This window comes from Aeromonas rivuli (genome assembly GCF_020149575.1).
Taxonomy (GTDB): domain Bacteria; phylum Pseudomonadota; class Gammaproteobacteria; order Enterobacterales; family Aeromonadaceae; genus Aeromonas; species Aeromonas rivuli.
Genome location: NZ_CP079742.1, coordinates 4,272,501 through 4,292,332 on the forward strand (window position 1 = coordinate 4,272,501; position 19,832 = coordinate 4,292,332).

The 19,832-nt window shown below is 60.9% G+C and carries 19 protein-coding genes (1 of these 19 only partly in view); 10 read left to right on the forward strand and 9 right to left on the reverse strand.

Going from position 1 to position 19,832, the window contains the following annotated elements:
* The 4 genes in view from hemG to pepQ are tightly spaced (at most 36 nt apart) and all read right to left on the reverse strand, a layout consistent with a single transcriptional unit that may run on beyond the window.
* On the reverse strand, nucleotides 1–264 hold the 5' portion of the coding sequence (gene hemG / locus KYK33_RS19690) for a menaquinone-dependent protoporphyrinogen IX dehydrogenase (RefSeq protein WP_042039566.1). Its footprint begins 261 nt before the window's first position; only the first 264 of its 525 coding nucleotides appear in the window; the start codon lies at nucleotides 262–264; its stop codon lies beyond the left edge, outside the window.
* A 7-nt stretch (nucleotides 265–271) separates the two neighbouring features.
* Nucleotides 272–1,729, reverse strand: a complete 1,458-nt coding sequence (locus KYK33_RS19695; protein WP_042039567.1) for a TrkH family potassium uptake protein — start codon at nucleotides 1,727–1,729, stop codon at nucleotides 272–274.
* Between the two features lie 36 nt (nucleotides 1,730–1,765).
* On the reverse strand, nucleotides 1,766–2,383 hold the full coding sequence (locus tag KYK33_RS19700) for a YigZ family protein (protein ID WP_224431602.1): 618 nt from the start codon (nucleotides 2,381–2,383) through the stop codon (nucleotides 1,766–1,768).
* Nucleotides 2,383–3,705 carry a Xaa-Pro dipeptidase gene (gene pepQ / locus KYK33_RS19705; protein ID WP_224431603.1) on the reverse strand — a complete coding sequence of 441 codons (1,323 nt, stop codon included), beginning with the start codon at nucleotides 3,703–3,705 and terminating at the stop codon, nucleotides 2,383–2,385. Before pepQ ends, KYK33_RS19700 begins: the two co-directional genes overlap by 1 nt.
* A 191-nt stretch (nucleotides 3,706–3,896) precedes the next feature.
* On the opposite strand from pepQ, the gene KYK33_RS19710 reads away from it, so the two are divergent.
* The 6 genes from KYK33_RS19710 (at nucleotide 3,897) to KYK33_RS19735 (ending at nucleotide 13,209) form a co-directional block, all read left to right on the forward strand.
* Nucleotides 3,897–5,855, forward strand: coding sequence for an acetoacetate--CoA ligase (locus KYK33_RS19710; RefSeq protein WP_224431604.1), 1,959 nt, complete (start codon nucleotides 3,897–3,899; stop codon nucleotides 5,853–5,855).
* Between the two features lie 291 nt (nucleotides 5,856–6,146).
* Nucleotides 6,147–8,294 (forward strand): fatty acid oxidation complex subunit alpha FadB, encoded by a 2,148-nt coding sequence (fadB, locus tag KYK33_RS19715; RefSeq protein ID WP_224431605.1) that lies wholly within the window; start codon nucleotides 6,147–6,149, stop codon nucleotides 8,292–8,294.
* A gap of 21 nt (nucleotides 8,295–8,315) precedes the next feature.
* The gene (fadA, locus tag KYK33_RS19720) at nucleotides 8,316–9,479 is read left to right on the forward strand and encodes an acetyl-CoA C-acyltransferase FadA (protein WP_224431606.1); all 1,164 of its coding nucleotides are present in this window, start codon (nucleotides 8,316–8,318) and stop codon (nucleotides 9,477–9,479) included.
* A gap of 254 nt (nucleotides 9,480–9,733) precedes the next feature.
* Nucleotides 9,734–10,456, forward strand: a complete 723-nt coding sequence (locus tag KYK33_RS19725) for a response regulator (RefSeq protein WP_224431607.1) — start codon at nucleotides 9,734–9,736, stop codon at nucleotides 10,454–10,456.
* A gap of 67 nt (nucleotides 10,457–10,523) precedes the next feature.
* Entirely contained in the window at nucleotides 10,524–11,966 is a 1,443-nt protein-coding gene (locus KYK33_RS19730) for an ATP-binding protein (protein ID WP_042039573.1), read from the forward strand.
* 4 nt (nucleotides 11,967–11,970) lie between these two features.
* On the forward strand, nucleotides 11,971–13,209 hold the full coding sequence (locus KYK33_RS19735; RefSeq protein ID WP_042039574.1) for an ABC transporter substrate-binding protein: 1,239 nt from the start codon (nucleotides 11,971–11,973) through the stop codon (nucleotides 13,207–13,209).
* A gap of 66 nt (nucleotides 13,210–13,275) precedes the next feature.
* Here the strand turns inward: KYK33_RS19735 and KYK33_RS19740 are convergent, their stop codons facing one another.
* Nucleotides 13,276–13,458 carry a hypothetical protein gene (locus tag KYK33_RS19740; protein WP_005903828.1) on the reverse strand — a complete coding sequence of 61 codons (183 nt, stop codon included), beginning with the start codon at nucleotides 13,456–13,458 and terminating at the stop codon, nucleotides 13,276–13,278.
* Nucleotides 13,459–13,629: 171 nt separating this feature from the next.
* On the opposite strand from KYK33_RS19740, the gene tusA reads away from it, so the two are divergent.
* Together tusA and KYK33_RS19750 are read left to right on the forward strand one after the other, a co-directional pair.
* Entirely contained in the window at nucleotides 13,630–13,875 is a 246-nt protein-coding gene (gene tusA, locus KYK33_RS19745) for a sulfurtransferase TusA (RefSeq protein ID WP_224431608.1), read from the forward strand.
* A gap of 26 nt (nucleotides 13,876–13,901) precedes the next feature.
* A complete protein-coding gene (locus KYK33_RS19750; RefSeq protein ID WP_224431609.1) occupies nucleotides 13,902–14,246 on the forward strand; it encodes a RidA family protein in 345 nt (114 codons plus the stop codon).
* A gap of 252 nt (nucleotides 14,247–14,498) precedes the next feature.
* On the opposite strand, the gene KYK33_RS19755 is transcribed toward KYK33_RS19750, so the two are convergent.
* The 4 genes from KYK33_RS19755 to KYK33_RS19770 form a co-directional block, all read right to left on the reverse strand.
* Entirely contained in the window at nucleotides 14,499–15,155 is a 657-nt protein-coding gene (locus KYK33_RS19755; RefSeq protein ID WP_224431610.1) for an OmpA family lipoprotein, read from the reverse strand.
* Nucleotides 15,156–15,323: 168 nt separating this feature from the next.
* A complete protein-coding gene (locus KYK33_RS19760) occupies nucleotides 15,324–15,566 on the reverse strand; it encodes a hypothetical protein (RefSeq protein WP_042039577.1) in 243 nt (80 codons plus the stop codon).
* Between the two features lie 113 nt (nucleotides 15,567–15,679).
* Complete coding sequence (locus KYK33_RS19765; RefSeq protein ID WP_042039579.1) at nucleotides 15,680–15,934, reverse strand: hypothetical protein; 255 nt, start codon at nucleotides 15,932–15,934, stop codon at nucleotides 15,680–15,682.
* 82 nt (nucleotides 15,935–16,016) lie between these two features.
* Nucleotides 16,017–16,586: a DNA-3-methyladenine glycosylase I gene (locus KYK33_RS19770; protein WP_224431611.1), complete on the reverse strand. Its 570-nt coding sequence runs from the start codon at nucleotides 16,584–16,586 to the stop codon at nucleotides 16,017–16,019.
* Between the two features lie 209 nt (nucleotides 16,587–16,795).
* On the opposite strand from KYK33_RS19770, the gene glyQ reads away from it, so the two are divergent.
* Entirely contained in the window at nucleotides 16,796–17,719 is a 924-nt protein-coding gene (glyQ, locus tag KYK33_RS19775; protein WP_224431612.1) for a glycine--tRNA ligase subunit alpha, read from the forward strand.
* Nucleotides 17,720–17,728: 9 nt separating this feature from the next.
* Complete coding sequence (gene glyS / locus KYK33_RS19780; RefSeq protein ID WP_224431613.1) at nucleotides 17,729–19,798, forward strand: glycine--tRNA ligase subunit beta; 2,070 nt, start codon at nucleotides 17,729–17,731, stop codon at nucleotides 19,796–19,798.
* Nucleotides 19,799–19,832 lie beyond the last annotated feature (34 nt).

Below are 19,832 nucleotides of genomic sequence, written 5' to 3' on the forward strand. Positions count from 1 at the left end.
CAGGTTGACGCAGAAGAAGGCCGCATTGGCCACTTCCAGCTGTTCATGGTGAGCGTGGATGAAGCTGAGCAGGCTGGGATGAAAATGGCCATAGCGGATCGATGCACCGATCAACACCTTCTTGAACTTGCTGAGGTTGCACATGGGCAAGCTGTGCAGATCATGCGTGACGACCTCACATCCCGGCATTTCCTCCAGCATGACATCAATGATTTTTCGGGTTTGGCCATCCCGTGAGGAATAAAGCACCAAAATCTTATCCATACCTACCTCAACTACGCCAGAATGCAGGGGTTAACAGTACCAGAAGTGTAAAAATTTCCAATCGACCAAACAGCATGGCGATGATCATGATCCATTTTGCGGCATCCGTGGTGTTGGCGAAATGAGGCGCCACCTCTCCCAGGCCAGGGCCCAGGTTATTGAGGGAGGCCACCACGGCGGAGAACGCCGTCAACTCATTCATACCCGTTGCGATCAAGCCCAGCATGCAAAGGATGAAAATCGTGGCATAGGCGGCAAAGAAGCCCCAGACAGCCTCTATCACCCGCTCGGACAGCGCCTTGTTACCCAGTTTAATCCGGTAGACGGCGCGCGGGTGGACGAGGCGCTTCAGCTCTCTCATCCCCTGCAGATGCAGCAACATTAACCGTACTACCTTGATGCCACCGCCAGTACTGCCCGCGCAGCCACCCACGAAGGAGGCAAGCATCAGCAGGATCGGCAGAAACAGCGGCCACTCGGAGAACCCCGTGGTGCTGTAACCGGCCGTGGTCGCAATGGAGACGGACTGGAATAGCGCATGGTCCAGGGTCTCCCCCCAGCTGTCATAGCTGACATGGCGCATCAACACCAGGAAGCAGATCAGGGTCAGTCCCAGTTGCAAGGCAACAAACACCTTTACCTCGGGGTCCTTCAGATAGACATAGAGGCGCATGGGTCTGTGCGCGAAGGCCGCGAAGTGCAGGGTGAAATTCACCCCGGCAACCATGAGAAACAGCACAGTGATGAGATTGATGGCACTGCTATTGAAGTAGCCGATGCTGGCATCATGGGTCGAGAAGCCGCCGATGGCCACGGTGGAGAAGGAGTGGCAGATGGCATCGAACATGGTCATGCCCGCCATCCAATAGGCCAGGGCACAACTGAGGGTAATAAAGAGGTAGATGTACCAGAGCGCCTTGGCGGTCTCGGCGATGCGCGGTGTCACCTTGTTGTCTTTGACCGGCCCCGGGATCTCGGCGCGATAGAGCTGCATGCCGCCTATCCCAAGAATGGGCAATATGGCGACCGCCAGCACTATGATACCCATGCCGCCGAGCCATTGCAGCAGTTGGCGATAGAACAGGAAGGCCTTGGGTAACTCATCGAGCCCGGTGAGCACGGTCGCCCCCGTGGTAGTCAGCCCGGAGAAAGATTCGAAGAAGGATTCCGACACGCTCATGTCCGGCACTTCGCCCAGCATGAAGGGCAGAGCCCCCACACTGCCAAGCACAGTCCAGAACAGTACAACGATGAGGAAACCCTCTTTCGACCTCAGCTCTTTCTTATGATGCCGATTGGGAAACCAGAGCAGCAGGCCAAGCAGCAGGGCGATGAAGAAGGCTCCGACAAATTCGGAGCCGCCCCCATCCCGATAGCCAAAGGCCACCAGCGCGGGCAGCAACATGGTCGAGCTGAACAGCGCCACCAGCAAGCCAACGATGCGGATAATACTCAGAATGTGCATGCAGGCCCCGTCTCGGCAATAAAACAGCGATGGATTCTAGCCATCTATGGGCTGCAGAGATACCCGCCCGTGCGTTCTATCGGTCAGCATCTGGTTGACCTGCTGCCAATCCGTGCTTGCCCAGTCGACTTCGAGCCGTACCCGCTGGCCGTAATCCGACTGACACACCTGACCATGATGACTCAGCAACAGGGCATCAATTACCCCCATGTCCCCATAGTCACACTCGATGAGCGAGGGGCGCAGGGCTACCTTGTGCCGGGTGGTGAGCGCCTTGAGTGCCATCCCCACCCCACCGCCATAGGCCTTGACCAGGCCCCCGGTACCAAGCAGAACGCCGCCATAGTAGCGCACCCCCACGGCGGCTATCTCGCCAACACCGGACCCCATCAGTTGCGCCAGCATGGGCTTGCCCGCAGTCCCCGATGGTTCGCCATCGTCGCTGAAACCATACACCTGGCTATCCTTGGGGGCCCCTGCAACGAAGGCCCAGCAGTGGTGGCGGGCCCCCGGGTGGGCTCGGCGTACCACCTCTATCCAGGCCTTGGCTGCCGCGACCGTTGGCGCATGGGCAAGCAAGGTGATGAAACGGCTCTTCTTGATCTCCTCGCTCACCTCGACCCCTGCCATCGGCACCGGATAACCCGAGTCCATCAGAGCCCGGCCTGCCTGGTGAGATTCTCCACCCCATGACTGTTCAGCACTATGTTGTCCTCGATGCGGATGCCGCCAAACGGCCGCAGCGCGTCTACCTTCTGCCAATTGACTCGCTTGCCCTGCTCGCTGCCTTGCAGGGGCTCGAGCAGGCTGTCAATGAAGTAGAGGCCGGGTTCTATGGTGAATACCTGGCCCGGCTCCATCACCCGGGTGCAACGCAGGTAGGGGAACTGTTCGGGTGCAGAAAGATGGGTGCCACGCTCATCCTGCATGAAGCCACCTGCATCATGGACCTGCAAGCCGAGGAAATGGCCGAGACCATGAGGGAAGAACACATTGGTGACGCCTGTGCCTATCATCTCGTCCACCGACATGTCGACCAGCTCGACCGATTGCAGCAACCGCGCCAGCCTGTGGTGCATCTGCTGATGCAGCTCTGTGTAGCGGCGTCCCGGCTTGATCTCGTCGATGATGGCCTGCTGCTGCTCGTCCATGGCGGTGATCAAGTCGGCAAATTCGCCACGACGCCAGGCCCAGGTGCGGGTGATGTCCGAGGCATAACCGTGGAAATCGACGCCGGCATCGATCAGGAAGGAGTGGCGATCGATATCGGCCACTCGCTGATGGGAGAGCTGGGTATAGTGCAAGATGGCGGCATTGCGGTTGATGGCGACTATGTTGCCGTAGGGCGCCTCATTGGCCCCCTGTCCTACCGCCTTCATATAGGTCAGGTTGATCTCGAATTCGCTCGCCCCCGCCATGAAGGACTCCTTGGCGGCGATGTGACCACGCACCCCGAGCCGGTTCGCCTCGCGCAGACATTCCAGCTCGTAGTCAGTCTTGTAAGCCCGGTGATAATGCAGATAGTTGAGCACGGCCTCTGGATTGGGCTGGGTCAGTCCCAGCAGCCCGGCTACCTCGAGATGCCCCCCCAGATAGGCCCATGTCTGCTTGTCGGCGGGCAGGTGGTCAGCTACCTGTTCCGGTTTGGTCAGGAAACGAATATCGAAGAAATCGACCCAGAAGGCATTGGGCAAGTCCGCCACCTTGTGCCAGAAATCCACCGGTCGATAGAACAACAAGACGGGCTTGCTCACCCCATCCACCAGCAGCCAGCAGTGGGGGTTGTCCAGCACCGGCAGCCAGGCCTTGAAGTGGGGATTCACCTTGAAGGGGTAATCCTGATCATCGAGGAAGATGCGATGGGTCTGACCGGCATGTATGGCCAGACCGCTGAGCCCTTGCTGCTGCAATATGTCGCGGGTACGGCGCTGCAAGGTCTCGATGTGCTGGGCGAAAAGTTGGCTGTAACTGCTCATGGCATCCTGCTCCGACATGGTTGTTAACCCAGCATAACATCAAGCGCGAGGTGCCTCGACCCGTCAACCCTTGGCTTCGTGAGGTAAAGCATGAGTGACAGGGCACTTGTTATTAAAAGCAAACTCACCATTAACAAATAAAAAACAATTCAATACACTGCCGGTAGACATATGCAGTCAGGGACTACTCAATGCACAACCGCCGCCTGTGGCAACCGGACCAGGCCAGGATCAGCCAATCCAACCTTCATCAGTTCATGGGCGAGGTCAATCGCTTCCATGGCCTGCAGCTGCACAGCTACGCCGAGCTCTATCAATGGTCGGTGGAGAAGACCACCCGCTTCTGGCCCCTGGTGTGGCAGCACTGTGGCGTCAAGGGGGAGCTTGGCAACATAGTGGCGGAGAACCGCCAGACCATGCAGCACGCACGCTGGTTTCCGGACAGCCGGCTCAACTTCGCCGAGAATCTGTTGCGTCGCCAGGACGAGAGTCCGGCCATCATCGCCAGCCTGGAAGGCAGCCAGCGCCGCACGCTTAGTTGGCGTGAACTGGGGCAGCAGGTCGCCAGACTGGCTCAGTGGCTGCGGGGTCAGGGCATTGGCAAGGGCGACGTGGTTGCCGGCTACTTGCCCAATATCCCGGAGGCGCTGGTTGCCATGCTGGCCGCCACCAGTCTGGGGGCTATCTGGACCTCCACCAGCCCGGACTTCGGTGAAGCCAGCGTGGTGGAACGCTTCGGCCAGACTCGGCCAAAGGTGCTGTTTGCAGTCGACGGCTATCGCTATAACGGCAAGGCGGTCGATATCCAGGACAAGGTCACCAAGGTGGCCTGCCAGCTCGACAGTCTGGAACATCTCATCCTGATCCCGCTGCTCGGTCTGACGTCGAACCATGCCGGGGCCGACACCCTCCCCCGCCAAGACTGGCATCAGCTACTCGCCAGCCAAGAGGGCGCCAGCCTGCGCTTCGAGCCCATGGCCTTCAACGATCCTCTTTATATCCTCTATTCATCCGGCACCACCGGCAAACCCAAGTGCATAGTGCACGGCATAGGTGGCACCCTGCTCCAGCATCTCAAGGAGCACCAGCTGCACTGTGACATCAAGCCGGGGGAGCGGGTGTTCTACTTCACCACCTGCGGCTGGATGATGTGGAACTGGCTGGCGAGTGCGCTGGCTTCCGGCGCCACCCTGGTGCTCTATGATGGCTCCCCCTTCTACCCCGATGGCAATGTGCTGTGGGATCTGGCCCGGGATGAGCAAGTCAGTCTGTTCGGCACCTCGGCGAAATACCTGGATGCCCTGCACAAGCAGGGCTATGCCCCGATCAATACCCATGACTTGCCGCACCTGCGCCTCATCTGCAGCACCGGATCTGTGCTGTCGCCGGAGGGGTTTGACTATGTCTATCAGGGGATCAAGCAGGATGTGCAACTGAGCTCCATCTCCGGCGGCACCGACATCTGCTCCTGCTTCGTCATCGGCAACCCCATCAGCCCCGTCTATCGGGGTGAGAGCCAGGGACGCGGCCTGGGGCTGGCGGTACAGGTATTCAACGAGGCGGGCCAAGCGGTACAGGGGGAGAAGGGAGAGCTGGTCTGCACCAAGCCCTTCCCGGCCCAACCTGTCGGTTTCTGGAGTGACGAGAGTGGCGACAAATACCACGCCGCCTATTTCGATCGCTTCGACAACATCTGGTGCCACGGCGACTGGATTGAACTGACCGACACTGGTGGCATCCTCTTTTATGGTCGCTCCGATGCCACCCTCAACCCCGGTGGCGTGCGGATCGGCACCAGCGAGATCTACCGCTACGTGGAGCAGCTCGACGAGGTGGAGGAGAGCATCGTCATCGGCCAGCAGTGGCAACAGGACGAGCGGGTGGTGCTCTTCATCAAGCTCAAGCCCGGCCTCACGCTGGACGACCCTTTGCGTGATCGCATTCGCCAGCAGATCCGCAACCACTGTACCGCTCGCCACGTACCCGCCCGCATCCTGCAGGTGGATGCCATTCCCCGTACCAAGTCCGGAAAAATCGTCGAGCTGGCGGTGCGGGAGGTGGTGCACAACAGGCCCGTCAACAACACCCATGCCCTGGCCGATCCCGATGTACTGGATCAGTATCGCAACCGGCCGGAGCTCGCCTGTTAGGGACCCTAGCCCTGGTTGTTCCGCCAGGAGTACGGGGGCCGAATCCATGGCGACCTTGGCCTGCTAGCCAAGTCTACCCTTCCTATCCCCCCGTAGCGGCGCCGTCATGGCGCCTCTTTTTTTCCTAATGTAGACCCGGATCACGGCCAAGAGCATTTACTCAAACACTGTTAAACAAATGTTTTAAATAGGTGTTGAAATTGTCACTCTTTGGATCAATAGTGAGCCTCGCCCCCTGCTGGGGAGAAAGGAGCCAAGCCCCCCACCGCGTGGGAACAAGGAGACACTCTCATGATCTACCAAGGCGAAACCCTGTCGGTCAGCTACCTCGAACACGGCATTGCCGAGCTGAGGTTTGATGCCCCGGGTTCAGTCAACAAGCTGGATCGCGCTACCCTGCTCTCGCTGAGCGAAGCGATCGCCACATTAAAACAAGAACGTGAACTAAAAGGTCTGATCCTCACCTCCGGCAAAGACGCCTTTATCGTCGGCGCCGACATCACCGAATTCCTGGAACTGTTCAGCCTGCCGCAAGAAGACTTGCTCGGCTGGTTGAAAAAGGCCAACGACATCTTCAGCGCCATCGAAGATCTACCGGTGCCGACCCTGTCCGCCATCAAGGGCCACGCCCTGGGCGGCGGCTGCGAGACCATACTCTCCACCGATTTCCGTCTGGCTGACACCACCGCCAAGATCGGCCTGCCCGAAACCAAACTCGGCATCATGCCGGGCTTTGGCGGCACAGTCCGTCTGCCGCGCCTTATCGGCGCCGACAACGCCCTGGAGTGGATCACCACAGGCAAGGATGTCCGTGCCGATGACGCCCTCAAGGTAGGCGCCATAGATGCCGTGGTCGCCCCCGCTGCGCTGCAGAGCGCTGCGGTGCAGATGATGAGAGACGCCATCGCGGGCAAGCTGGACTGGCAGAGCCGTCGCGCCGCCAAGAAAGCGCCGCTGCGCCTCTCCAAGCTGGAAGCCATGATGAGCTTCACCACAGCCGCCGGCATGGTTGCCGCCGTGGCGGGCAAGCACTATCCGGCGCCGATGACCGCAGTGAAGACCGTCGAGGCCGCCGCCGGCATGAGCCGCGACGAAGCCCTCAACGTCGAGGCGCAAGGTTTTATCAAGCTGGCCAAGACCGACGTGGCCAAGGCGCTGGTCGGCATCTTCCTCAACGATCAGCACATCAAGGCGCTGGCCAAGAAGGCGACCAAGCAGGCAGCCAAGGCCACCAGCCACGCCGCCGTACTGGGGGCCGGCATCATGGGGGGCGGCATCGCCTACCAGTCCGCCAGCAAGGGCATTCCCGCGGTGATGAAGGACATCAACGAAAAAGCGCTGGCGCTTGGCATGGGCGAAGCCACCAAGCTGCTCAACGGCCAGCTCGAGAAGGGCCGCATCGACGGCATCAAGATGGGCCAGGTGCTCTCTGCCATCACCCCGACCCTCAGCTATGACAGCGTCAAGCACGTGGATCTGGTGGTCGAAGCCGTGGTCGAGAATCCCACGGTGAAGGCCGCCGTACTGGGCGAGGTGGAAGCCGTTCTCGGCGAAGACGCCGTACTCGCCAGCAACACCTCCACCATTCCCATCTCCCTGCTGGCCAAGGGGCTGAAGCGCCCCGAGAACTTCTGCGGTATGCACTTCTTCAACCCGGTGCACCGCATGCCCCTGGTGGAGATCATCCGCGGCGAGCAGACCAGCGATGACACCATCAACCGCGTGGTGGCCTACGCCGCCGCCATGGGCAAGTCCCCGGTCGTGGTCAACGACTGCCCGGGCTTCTTCGTCAACCGCGTGCTCTTCCCCTACTTCTTCGGCTTCAACAAGCTGGTCGCCGATGGCGCCGACTTCGCTGCGGTCGACAAGGTGATGGAGAAGGAGTTCGGCTGGCCCATGGGCCCCGCCTACCTGCTGGATGTGGTCGGCATCGACACAGGTCACCATGCCGGTGACGTCATGGCGCAAGGCTTCCCGGCGCGCATGAGCAAGGAAGGTCGTACCGCCATCGATGTGATGTATGACGCCAGCCGCTTCGGTCAGAAGAATGGCAAGGGCTTCTACGCCTACGAGCAGGACAAGAAGGGCAAGCCGAAGAAGGTGGCCGACGCCGCTGCTTACGAGCTGCTGACCCCTATCGCCAAGCCGAAACAGGATTTCGACAAGGAAGCCATCATCGCCCGCATGATGATCCCCATGATCAACGAGGTGATGCTCTGCCTGGAGGAAGGCATAGTCGCCACCCCGGCGGAAGCGGACATCGCGCTGGTCTATGGGCTGGGCTTCCCTCCCTTCCGTGGTGGCGTGTTCCGCTATCTGGACACCATAGGTCTGGACGCTTACGTGGCCCAAGCCGACCAGTATGCCGACCTGGGCCCGCTCTACCGCGTCAGCGACCGCTTGCGTGAGATGGCCGCCCAGGGCAAAACCTTCTACTGATTGCGCAAAGGAGATCCATTCATGAAAGACGTAGTCATTGTCGACTGTATCCGGACCCCCATGGGCCGATCCAAGGGCGGAGCCTTTCGCAACGTGCGGGCAGAAGACTTATCCGCGCACCTGATGAGCTCCATCCTGCTGCGCAACCCCAACCTCGACCCGAACGAGATCGAGGACATCTACTGGGGCTGCGTGCAGCAGACCCTGGAACAGGGCTTCAACATAGCCCGCAACGCCGCCCTGCTGGCCGGTATTCCGAAGCAGGTGGGGGCGGTCACCGTCAACCGCCTGTGTGGCTCCTCCATGCAGGCGCTGCACGATGCCTCCCGCGCCATTCAGGTGGGTGATGGGGATATCTTCATCATCGGCGGCGTCGAGCACATGGGCCATGTGCCCATGAGCCACGGTGTCGACTTCCACCCTGGCATGGCCAAAACGGTGGCCAAGGCCTCCGGCATGATGGGGCTGACCGCCGAGATGTTGGGCAAGCTGCACGGCATCAGCCGAGCGCAGCAGGACGAGTTTGCCGCCCGCTCCCACCGCCGCGCCTATGCCGCGACCGTGGAAGGGCGCTTTGCCAAGGAGATCGTCGGACTGGAAGGCCACGACGCCAGCGGCGCCCGCTTCTTCTATGACTACGACGAAGTGATCCGCCCGGAGACCACGGTCGATGTCCTGAGCCAGTTGCGCCCGGTGTTCGACCCTGTCAACGGTACCGTCACCGCAGGCACCTCCTCGGCCCTGTCCGACGGTGCCTCCGCCATGCTGCTGATGAGCGCGGATCGTGCCAAGGCGCTGGGGCTGACCCCGCGCGCCCGGGTGCGCTCCATGGCCATCGCGGGTTGCGACGCCGCCATCATGGGTTATGGCCCTGTGCCTGCGACCCAGAAGGCGCTCAAACGTGCCGGTCTGACCATGGCTGACATCGATTTGGTCGAGCTGAACGAGGCCTTTGCCGCCCAGTCACTGCCCTGTGCCAAGGATCTGGGTCTGCTCGAGCAGATGGATGAGAAGGTGAACCTGAACGGCGGCGCCATCGCCCTGGGCCACCCGCTGGGCTGCTCCGGCGCACGCATCTCCACGACGCTTATCAATCTGATGGAGGAGAAGGATGCCACCCTGGGTCTGGCGACCATGTGTATCGGTCTGGGCCAGGGCATAGCGACAGTGTTCGAGCGAGTGTGATGTAAAGCAGACAGCACGCCCGGGGCCACCCGGGCGCCATGAGTAAGTAGCGTCCGGCGGCGCCATCACACGGGATGGCGTCCAGCAGTCGGAACCATGCGCTTGGCCGCCCCGTTTGGGTCGGCCTTTTTTCGTTTTATGCGACCAAACGGTGGCGATAATGCCCCTAACCTCACATTAGATAGGGGGTTTGCTTGCTTTTTGCCCCCCCGACAGGTTCAATCTGCACAAAAAATGGGTGGATGCACATACATATGTCAACGAGCAAACAACTGCTGATCGTCGATGACGACCAAGAGATCCGTGAACTGCTCAACGAATACCTGACCCGGGCCGGCTTTCAGGTGTTGACGGCGGCGGAGGGCAACGAGATGCGTCAGCAGCTCAGTCGTCATAGCCCGGACCTGATCATACTGGACATCATGATGCCCGGTGATGACGGCTTTACCCTCTGCCAGCAGATCCGCCGCGACTCCCAGGTGCCCATCATCATGCTGACCGCCGCCTCCGATGAGGCGGATCGGGTGATCGGCCTCGAACTCGGTGCCGACGACTACATCGCCAAGCCGTTCAGCCCGCGCGAGCTGCAGGCCCGCATCAAGGCGCTGCTGCGCCGCGCCGAGTTCCGTCAGCCGGCAAAAGAGAAGGAGCCGAGTCGCCGTTTGCAGTTCGCCGAGTGGACCCTGGACACTCTCAGCCACCAGCTGACCCACGAGGATGGCAGCCTGCTGGATCTTTCCGGCAGTGACTTCGTGTTGCTCAACATGTTTTTGCAGCAGCCGGGCCAGGTACTGGACAGAGATACCATCTCCGACGCCACCCGTGGCCGCGAGAGTCTGCCGATGGAACGCGGCATCGACGTGCAGATCAGCCGCCTGCGCCAGAAGCTGGGTGACAACGGCAAGAGCCCGCGCATCATCAAGACCATACGCGGCAGCGGCTACATGCTGATCGCCGAAGTGCACGAGTTGCCATGAGGGGTGCTCTGGCCCCTGCGCCGCGATCCGCCTCCCTGGCGGATCGCGCGTCTCTTGGAATGACGTCATGATGGGTCAACTCTGGCGGGTGCTGGTGCCCCGCTCCCTGCTATCGCGCATGCTGCTATTGCTGCTGCTCGCCATCCTGCTCTCCCAGACCATACTCACCGGCATCTGGATGCAGCAGATCCAGAAGCGGGAGCTGGAAGGCATGCTCAGCACCACTCGCAACCTGGCCCTGTCGGCGGCCTCGACCGTCAACTTCTTCAAGTCCCTGCCCCTGCAATATCGCCATATTGCCCTGGATCAGCTGCGCAACATGGGGGGCAGCCGCTTCTTCGTCTCATTGAACGAAGAGGAGATAAAGATCAGCGCCATCCCGGACAGCGAGCGCAAGACGCTGGTGCTCAGCGAGGTGCAGGGGGTGCTCAATCGCAAGCTCTCCGATGCCATGGTGATCAAGGTGGATTTCTCCCGCCCCGATGACCTCCATGTGTTCAACAACGACACCCTGCTGGCGGATTTGCCCTCCTCCTGGGCCCGCTACACCCTCTCCCTGGAACCCATCAACCCGCCGGTGCTGGTGACCCAGATCGAGATAGAGCCGGGTGAGTGGCTCTATCTGGCGGCGCTGTTGCCCGCCCCCTACATGACCCTCGACGATACGGTGATGCCGAGCAACCAGGTGCGCTTCATCGCCCTGATGACGGTGTTTCTCTGCTTCTTCACCTTCTTGCTGGTGCGCTGGCAGACCCGGCCCCTGCGCCGTCTCGCCAAGGCGGCAGTCAACCTCGGCAAGGACATCGATCAGCCCCAGCTCAAGGAGGAGGGGGCCTCCGAGATAGTGGCGGCCACCCGCGCCTTCAACATCATGCAGCATCGCATCCGTCGCTATATCGATGACAGGGAGCGGCTGTTCAGCTCCATCTCCCACGATCTCAAGACCCCCATCACCCGGTTGCGGCTGCGGGTCGAACTGCTCGATGACGAGACCCAGATCGCCAAGTTCAACAAGGATCTGGACGAGCTGGAGTTGATGGTGAAGGGGGCGCTGCAGACCGTCAAAGAGACCGACATCCACGAGAACATCGAGCTCATCGACGTCAACGCCATGTTGGAGCAGATGGCCGAGGCCATGAACCTGCACGAGGAGCGCCTCATCATAGAGGGCCAGTGCAAGTGGCCTTATCGCGGCAAGTCGCTGGCCCTCAAGCGCTGCATCGGCAATCTGGTGGACAACGGCATCAGATACGGCCAACAGGTACGCATCATCGTCATGGATGACGAGGAGATGCTGATCCTGTTCATCCTGGACCAGGGTCCCGGCCTACCGGAAGATCAGTTTGAGCGCATCTTCGAACCCTATGTCCGGCTCAGCCAGGATCAGGCTGGTACTGGCTTGGGGCTGGGTATTGCCCGCAACATAGCCCACGCCCATGGCGGCGATCTGGTGCTGGAAAATCGTCCCCAGGGCGGCTTGCAAGCCACCCTCTCCCTACCAAGGCAATGATCCCATGAAGTGGCTTTCTCTCTCTCTGTTCACTCTGATCTCCCTGCCAGCACTCGCCTCCCAGGTCGAGGTCCTGCACTGGTGGACCTCCGGCGGCGAGGCCAAGGCGGTGACCGAACTCAAATCCGAGTGGGCGGCCCTTGGCAATCAATGGAATGACTTCGCCGTCCAGGGTGGCGGCGGCAAGAGCGCCATGACGGTATTAAAGAGCAGAGCCCTGGCCGCCAACCCGCCAGAGGCGGCGCACCTCAAGGGTTATGAACTCAAGGAGTGGGCCGGGCTCGGCTTTTTGCGCGACCTCAGCCCCATGGCCGAACACCTCGGCTGGTACCCGCAGTTGCCTCCCATGGTGCGCGAAACCCTGAGCCAGAACGGCGCCTTGATGGCGGTGCCAACCGGCATCCATCGCGTCAACTGGCTGTGGCTCAACCGCAAGGTGTTCGAACGCCTCGATCTGACCCCACCGACCGACTGGAGCCAGTTCATGGCAGTGGCCGAGCAGCTCAAGGCGCAGGGCATCACCCCGCTCGCCATAGGCAATGAGCCCTGGCAGCTGGCGGTGTTGTTTGAGGCGGTGGCGCTGGGCGAGGGCGGAGTAGACTTCTATCGCAACGCCTTCCTCAAACAGGATGAGGCGACCCTGACCGGCCCTGACATGGTGAGGGTGCTGTCACGCTTCCACCAGCTGCGCGCCTATGTGCCGCAACGCTTTACCGGCCTGAAATGGCACCTGGCCACCGGCCAGCTGGAGACCGGCGAGGCCGCCATGCAGATCATGGGGGACTGGGTGAAGGGGGAGCTGAGTGCCGGCAACTACAGACCGGGGGAAGATATCGAGTGTCTGCCGAGCCCCGGCAGCCAGGGGCTGTTCAGTTACAACCTGGACTCCATCGCCATGTTCAAGCAGCGGGATCCTGCCCAGACCCAGGCCCAGGGGGAGCTCGCCAGGTTGCTGATGACGCCCCACTTCCAACAGACTTTCAACCGGATAAAGGGCTCTATCCCGGCCCTGATCCAGCCGGACATGAGCCAGTTCGATCGCTGCGCCATCAAGGCGTACCGGGATTTCAAGATTGCGGAACAGAATGGCACCCTGCTACCCAGCATGGCGGAAGGCATGGCCACCCCGACCAACATGCGTCAGGCCATCATGGATGTGCTGAGCAACTACTTCAACGATGGCCGGGCCAATGCCGAGCAGACGGCCCTGCACCTGGCCCGGGCGATCCGCTCGGCACGCTAGATACCAGCAGACATAAACAAGGCGAGCCATGCTCGCCTTGTTTGATATGCCCTGTCAGGAAGCGAGTCAGAGGTCCTCTTCGTCATCCTCGTAGTAATCGCTCAGCTCAATCCAGAGCCCCAGCCCGATCATCACCATGGCGCCAAACCAGGTGCCGGTATTTCCTATCGGGCTGCCCAGCACTATCATGGAAAACGCCAGGAACCCCATGGCCGCATAGGCCTGCAATCTGCCTTGTGACTGGATCATATTCATACCTCCTTGTTGAATATGGTGCATTTTTTATATTACTCGTCAGGCCACCACAGCATAGAGTCAGGATGAACTTTGGTATCATCCACTGACATTAGTGCTGCTGGTTTGATTATTTTTTAGCCTTGGGTATCATTGGCAGCGAATTAGGTTGAAGGTTGACTATAGATGAGTGATTTATTCTGCGATGCAAACTATGAACTGGATGCAATCGGGCTTCGTTGCCCTGAACCCGTGATGATGGTGCGCAAGCGCGTCCGGACGATGGCCCAGGGTGAGACCCTGCTGGTCAGCGCCGACGATCCCTCCACCACCCGTGACATTCCCAGCTTCTGCCGCTTCATGGATCACACCCTGATCGCCAGCGAGACAGAACAGCTGCCCTATCGCTATCTGATCCGCAAGGGCTCATAAGCCCCTCTTTTCTCCAGGAGCACCCCATGACGATTACCCGTATCGGCACCACGGCCCGCTGGTCTGATGTTGTCATCCACAACGGCACCCTCTACGTGGTGGAGGTGCCCACCAGCGTCGATGCCGACATCCACACCCAGACTCGCGAAGTGCTGGCCAGCCTCACGCAGTTGCTGGAAGCCAACGGCTCCGGGGTCGACAAGATCCTGATGGCCAACATCTACCTCAAAGACATTGCCGACATTGCCGCCTTCAACGAGCAGTGGGATGCCTGGCTCCCGGCTGGCACAGCGCCAGTACGGGCCTGTGTCCAGGTCGAACTGGCCAAGCCCGGCTACCGCGTCGAACTGCAACTGGTCGCCGCCGTATAAATCCGGGGGATGCCTGGCTTGCTTGCGTAGGCACAGCGCCGGTGCAGGCCTGTGTCCAGGTCGAGTTGGCCAAGCCCGGCTACCGTGTCGAACTGCAACTGGTCGCCGCCGTATAAATCCGGGGTTGGCCATCGCCACCCAAGGCCTCATCGGTCGCCAAAAAGCACAAGGCCCCGCCAGATTGGCGGGGCCTTGTTTTTGCACGCGATGTTTGCACTCTTCAACGGGCGCAAACCGGTGGCGGCAACCCTATCAGGCGGTCGGTGTCAGGGTGATAGTCACACGACGGTTCTGGGCCTTGCCGGCGGCGGTGCTGTTGGTGGCAACCGGCTGATCCGGGCCCACACCCTGGGTCGCGATACGGCAGCCAGTCACACCCTGACCGATCAGCTGGGCGGCAACGGCGTCGGCACGCTGGGCGGAGAGCTTCATGTTCAGGTCACGGGAGCCGGTGCTGTCGGTGTGGCCGACCACGTTCAGGCGGGTCTTGTCGAACTCGGCAACCACCATGGCGACACCGGACAGGGTATTGGCACCGGCCGCTTTCAGCTGGGCGCTGGAGCTGTCGAAGGTGACGTTGTTCGGCATATTGAGGATCAGCTCATCACCGTTGCGGGTCACGCTGACACCTGTGCCTTGCAGCTTCTCGCGCAGCTTGGCCTCCTGCACGTCCATGTAGTAACCGATACCGCCACCCAGGGCGGCACCGGCGGCCACGCCGGTCAGAATACCCTTCTTGCGATCACCTTTGCTGGATGACAAGGCGCCCACGGCGGCACCGGTGGCGGCACCGGCCAGTGCACCCCAGGCCCCTTTGGAGGTCTGGGATTCACCGGTATAGGGATTGGTAGTACAACCAGAGATGGCAACAGTCAGCGCCAAGACTGAGACAAGCTTCTTGAAATGCATGAAAAAACCTCTGAAAAAACGGTTCTAGCCAAATGGTTGCGCATTCTATCAAACAGAGGCGCCAGAGTGTGACGCGCGCGCATTCTGAATATGAACAAGGAGGCCTGAGCCTCCTTGTATCGAGATAGCGACCCGCTCAGCCCCACCGGATTGATGGTCGGCGCTGGATCAGTATTTGATGTCACGAGCCTCGTCGCGCCCTTCCTGCTTGTTGTCGCGGTGCTCCTGACGGCAATCGGCATTGCCGACCAAGCCCTCACGACACTCCTGCTTTTCATCGCGGGACTCCTGGCGGGTATCCTGGCGGGTGTCGCGCGCCTCACGCCGCTCCTGAGCCTGCTTGGTGGCCTGGGCGGGCAGGGCCGTCAACAAGGCAGTGGCGGCAAGCAGCATGAATACGGACTTCTTCATGGTAACTCCTTAGATAGCTGGAACGCACCGGCTGGGCGCTCCTCAATTATACGCCGAGCCCGGCAGGAAGGCGTTCTCGATTGCCCCCCTGGCATCAGGCAAGGGAATGGGTTTCAGTGCTTGATGTCGCGGGCCTTCTCGCGAACGTCCTGCTTCACTTCACGCTTGTCCTGACGACACTCGTAGTTATCTTTCTGATCGTTCTCTCGGCAGTCCTGCTTGGCGTCGCGCACCTCGGGGCGAACCTCCTGACGCAGATCACGGGAGTCCTGACGATCGGCCGCCTCGGCGGGCAGGGTCGCCATCAGGGCGCACGCAGCCAGGATGAAGCTGCCAAGGGTTCGGGGGCGAAATGAGTTCAGTGACATGGGGGTATCCTAGTGATGATTACCCCGATGTTGAGCTGGCATCACTGTATCCGGACTGTACAGATAGGTGAAATGCGGCGCACTACCCCTGTTGACACTCACCATGGCAGGGACAGCTGACCAGATGATCGTTCACCATGCCTACCGCCTGCATGAAGGCATAGCAGATGGTGCTGCCGACGAAGTTGAAGCCAAGCTTCTTGAGCGCCTTGGCCATGGCATCCGACTCTGGTGAGGTGGCCGGGATATCGCCATTGCCCTGCCGTTGATTGACCATGGGGGCGCCACCGACAAAGGCCCACAGGTAATCGGCGAAGTCGATGCCCTGCGCCTCCAACGCCAGATAGGCCTTGGCATTTCTGATGATCGACTGCACCTTGAGGCGGTTGCGGATGATGCCGGTGTCTTGCATCAGTCGCTCCACATCCTGCTCGTCGAACCGGGCGATCAGCACCGGATCGAAGTCGGCATAGGCGCGGTAGTAGCTGTCGGTGCGCTTGAGAATGGTGATCCAGGAGAGCCCGGCCTGCTGGCCATCGAGGCAGAGCTTGGCAAACAGCTCGCGCGGGTCACGGACCGGCCGCCCCCATTGTTTGTCATGGTATTCAATATATTCCGGATCCTTGGTCACCCAGGCGCAGCGCAGTTCCATCCCTCAATCCCCTGTGAGTTGTCTCTTACTCCGACCATGCTCTACCAGTTACGCCATCGAGTAAAGATCCCGCCCCCACCAGGTCCGGCGCAGCGCCACCCCATGAATCCACTGCAATTTCGCCTATTATCCGACCATGCCAGACGGTATACTCCTTCGGTTAATATTCAGCAAATCTTGCTCTGATCTCATTTCGCGCGAAGAACATTATGCAAAAATTCGATGTCAAAACCTTTCAGGGCCTGATCCTGCAGCTGCAGGACTATTGGGCTCGCCAGGGCTGCACCATTATCCAACCGCTGGACATGGAAGTGGGTGCCGGTACCTCGCACCCCATGACCTGCCTGCGCGCCTTAGGGCCTGAGCCCATCGCCTGCGCCTACGTGCAACCGTCCCGCCGTCCCACCGACGGCCGCTACGGTGAAAACCCGAATCGCCTGCAGCACTATTACCAGTTCCAGGTGATCATCAAGCCTTCCCCCGACAACATTCAGGAGCTCTACCTCGGCTCCCTCAAAGAGCTGGGCATGGATCCACAAATCCACGACATCCGCTTCGTGGAAGACAACTGGGAAAACCCGACGCTGGGCGCCTGGGGTCTGGGCTGGGAAGTGTGGCTCAACGGCATGGAAGTGACTCAGTTCACCTACTTCCAGCAGGTGGGCGGCCTCGAATGCAAGCCGGTCACCGGCGAGATCACCTACGGTCTCGAGCGTCTGGCCATGTACATCCAGGGCGTGGACAGCGTCTATGACCTGGTCTGGTCCGATGGCCCCCTGGGCAAGACCACCTATGGCGATGTGTTCCACCAGAACGAAGTGGAGCAATCCACTTACAACTTCGAACACGCCGATGTGGACTTCCTGTTCCACTGCTTCGAGCAGTACGAGAAAGAGGCTCAGCATCTGCTGGCACTGGAAACGCCCCTGCCGTTGCCCGCTTACGAGCGCATCCTCAAGGCCGCCCACTCCTTCAACCTGCTGGATGCCCGCAAGGCCATCTCGGTCACCGAGCGTCAGCGCTACATACTGCGCATTCGCACCCTGACCAAGGCCGTGGCCGAGGCTTACTACGCCTCCCGCGAAGCGCTGGGCTTCCCGATGTGCAAGCGCACTGAGAACAAGCAAGGTTAAGGAACGGACATGGCACAACATACATTTCTGGTAGAGATCGGCACCGCCGAGCTGCCCCCCAAGGCTCTTCGCACCCTGGCCGAAGCCTTTGCCGACAACTTCAAGGCCGAGCTGACCAAGGCCGATCTGGCCTTCGGTGACGTCGAGTGGTTCGCCTCACCGCGTCGTCTGGCGCTGAAAGTACACGCGCTGGCTGGCGAGCAGCCGAGCAAGAGCGTCGAGAAGCGCGGCCCGGCCGTCTCCCAGGCGTTCGATGCCGATGGCAAGCCGACCAAGGCTGCCGAAGGCTGGGCCCGTGGCAACGGCATCACCGTTGATCAAGCCGAGCGTCTGGTCACCGACAAGGGTGAGTGGCTGGTCCACACCGCCAAGGTTGAAGGTCGTCCGGCGCGCGAGCTGCTGGGTGAGCTTGTAGCTTCATCTCTGGCCAAGCTACCCATCCCCAAGATGATGCGCTGGGGCGACAAGAGCATCCAGTTCGTGCGTCCGGTGTTCACCGTGACCCTGCTGCTGGATGGCGAGCTGGTGCCCGCCACCATCCTGGGTATCGACTCCGCCCGCACCATCCGCGGTCACCGCTTTATGGGCGAGCCGGAATTCACCATCGACAACGCCAGCCAGTACCCGCAGATCCTGCTGGAACGCGGCATGGTGATGGCCGACTTTATGGCCCGCAAGGCCAAGATCAAGGCTGACGTCGAAGCGGCTGCCACCGCCTTCGGTGGCGTCGCCGATCTGGACGACGCCTTGCTGGAAGAAGTCACCGCCCTGGTCGAATGGCCTGTGGTGCTGACCGCCAACTTCGAAGAGAAGTTCCTGGCGGTGCCGGCCGAGGCGCTGGTGCACACCATGAAGGGTGACCAGAAGTACTTCCCGGTCTACGACAAGAGCGGCAAGCTGCTGCCCAAATTCATCTTCGTCACCAACATCGAGTCAAAAGACCCGAGCCAGATCATCAGCGGCAACGAGAAGGTGGTTCGCCCCCGTCTCTCTGACGCCGAGTTCTTCTTCAAGACCGATCTGAAGCAGAGCCTGGCTTCACGCCTGCCGCGCCTCGAAACCGTGCTGTTCCAGCAACAGCTCGGCACAGTCAAGGCCAAGGTCGAGCGCATCGAGACAGTTGCCGGCTTTATCGCCGAGCGCATCGGCGCCAACGTGGCTCAGGCCAAGCGCGCCGGCCTGCTCTCCAAGTGCGATCTCATGACCAACATGGTCGGCGAGTTCGCCAGCACCCAGGGTGTCATGGGGATGCACTACGCCCGTCACGACGGCGAAGACGACGTGGTGGCCGTGGCCCTGAACGAGCAGTACATGCCGCGCTTCGCCGGTGATGCCCTGCCGTCCGCACTGGAAGCCTGCGCCGTGGCGCTGGCCGACAAGCTCGACACCCTGGCCGGCATCTTCGGCATCGGCATGCTGCCCAAAGGTGACAAGGATCCGTTCGCTCTGCGTCGCGCCGCCATCGGTGCCCTGCGCATCATGACCGAGAAGCAGCTGGATCTGGATCTGGTTGAACTGGTGGAAGAAGCCGTTCGCGTCTACGGCGACAAGCTGACCAACAAGACCGTCGTCACCGACGTGGTCGACTTTATGCTGGGCCGCTTCCGCGCCGCCTATCAGGACGAAGGCATAGGTGCCGATGTTGTGCTGGCCGTGCTGGCCCGCCGCCCGACCCGTCCGCTGGACTTCGATCGTCGCGTCAAGGCCGTCAGCCACTTCCGCAGCCTGGATGCCGCCCTGGCCCTGGCTGCCGCCAACAAGCGCGTCAGCAACATCCTGGCCAAGGTGGAAGGCGAGCTGCCGACCGTGGTCAAGCCGGAGCTGTTGCAGGACGCCGCCGAGCAGGCACTGGCCACTCAGGTTGCTGCCTTGCAAGCCGAACTGGCTCCGCTGTTCGCTGCCGGTGACTATCAGGCTGCCCTCACCCGTCTGGCCGCCCTGCGCGAGCCGGTCGATACCTTCTTCAACGAAGTCATGGTGATGGCCGACGACGAAGCCCTCAAGGCCAACCGTCTGGCGCTGCTAAACAACCTGCGCAACCTGTTCCTGCAAGTAGCGGATATCTCCCTGCTGCAGTGATCTTGGTTGGGTTAGTGATATAAAAACGGCGCCG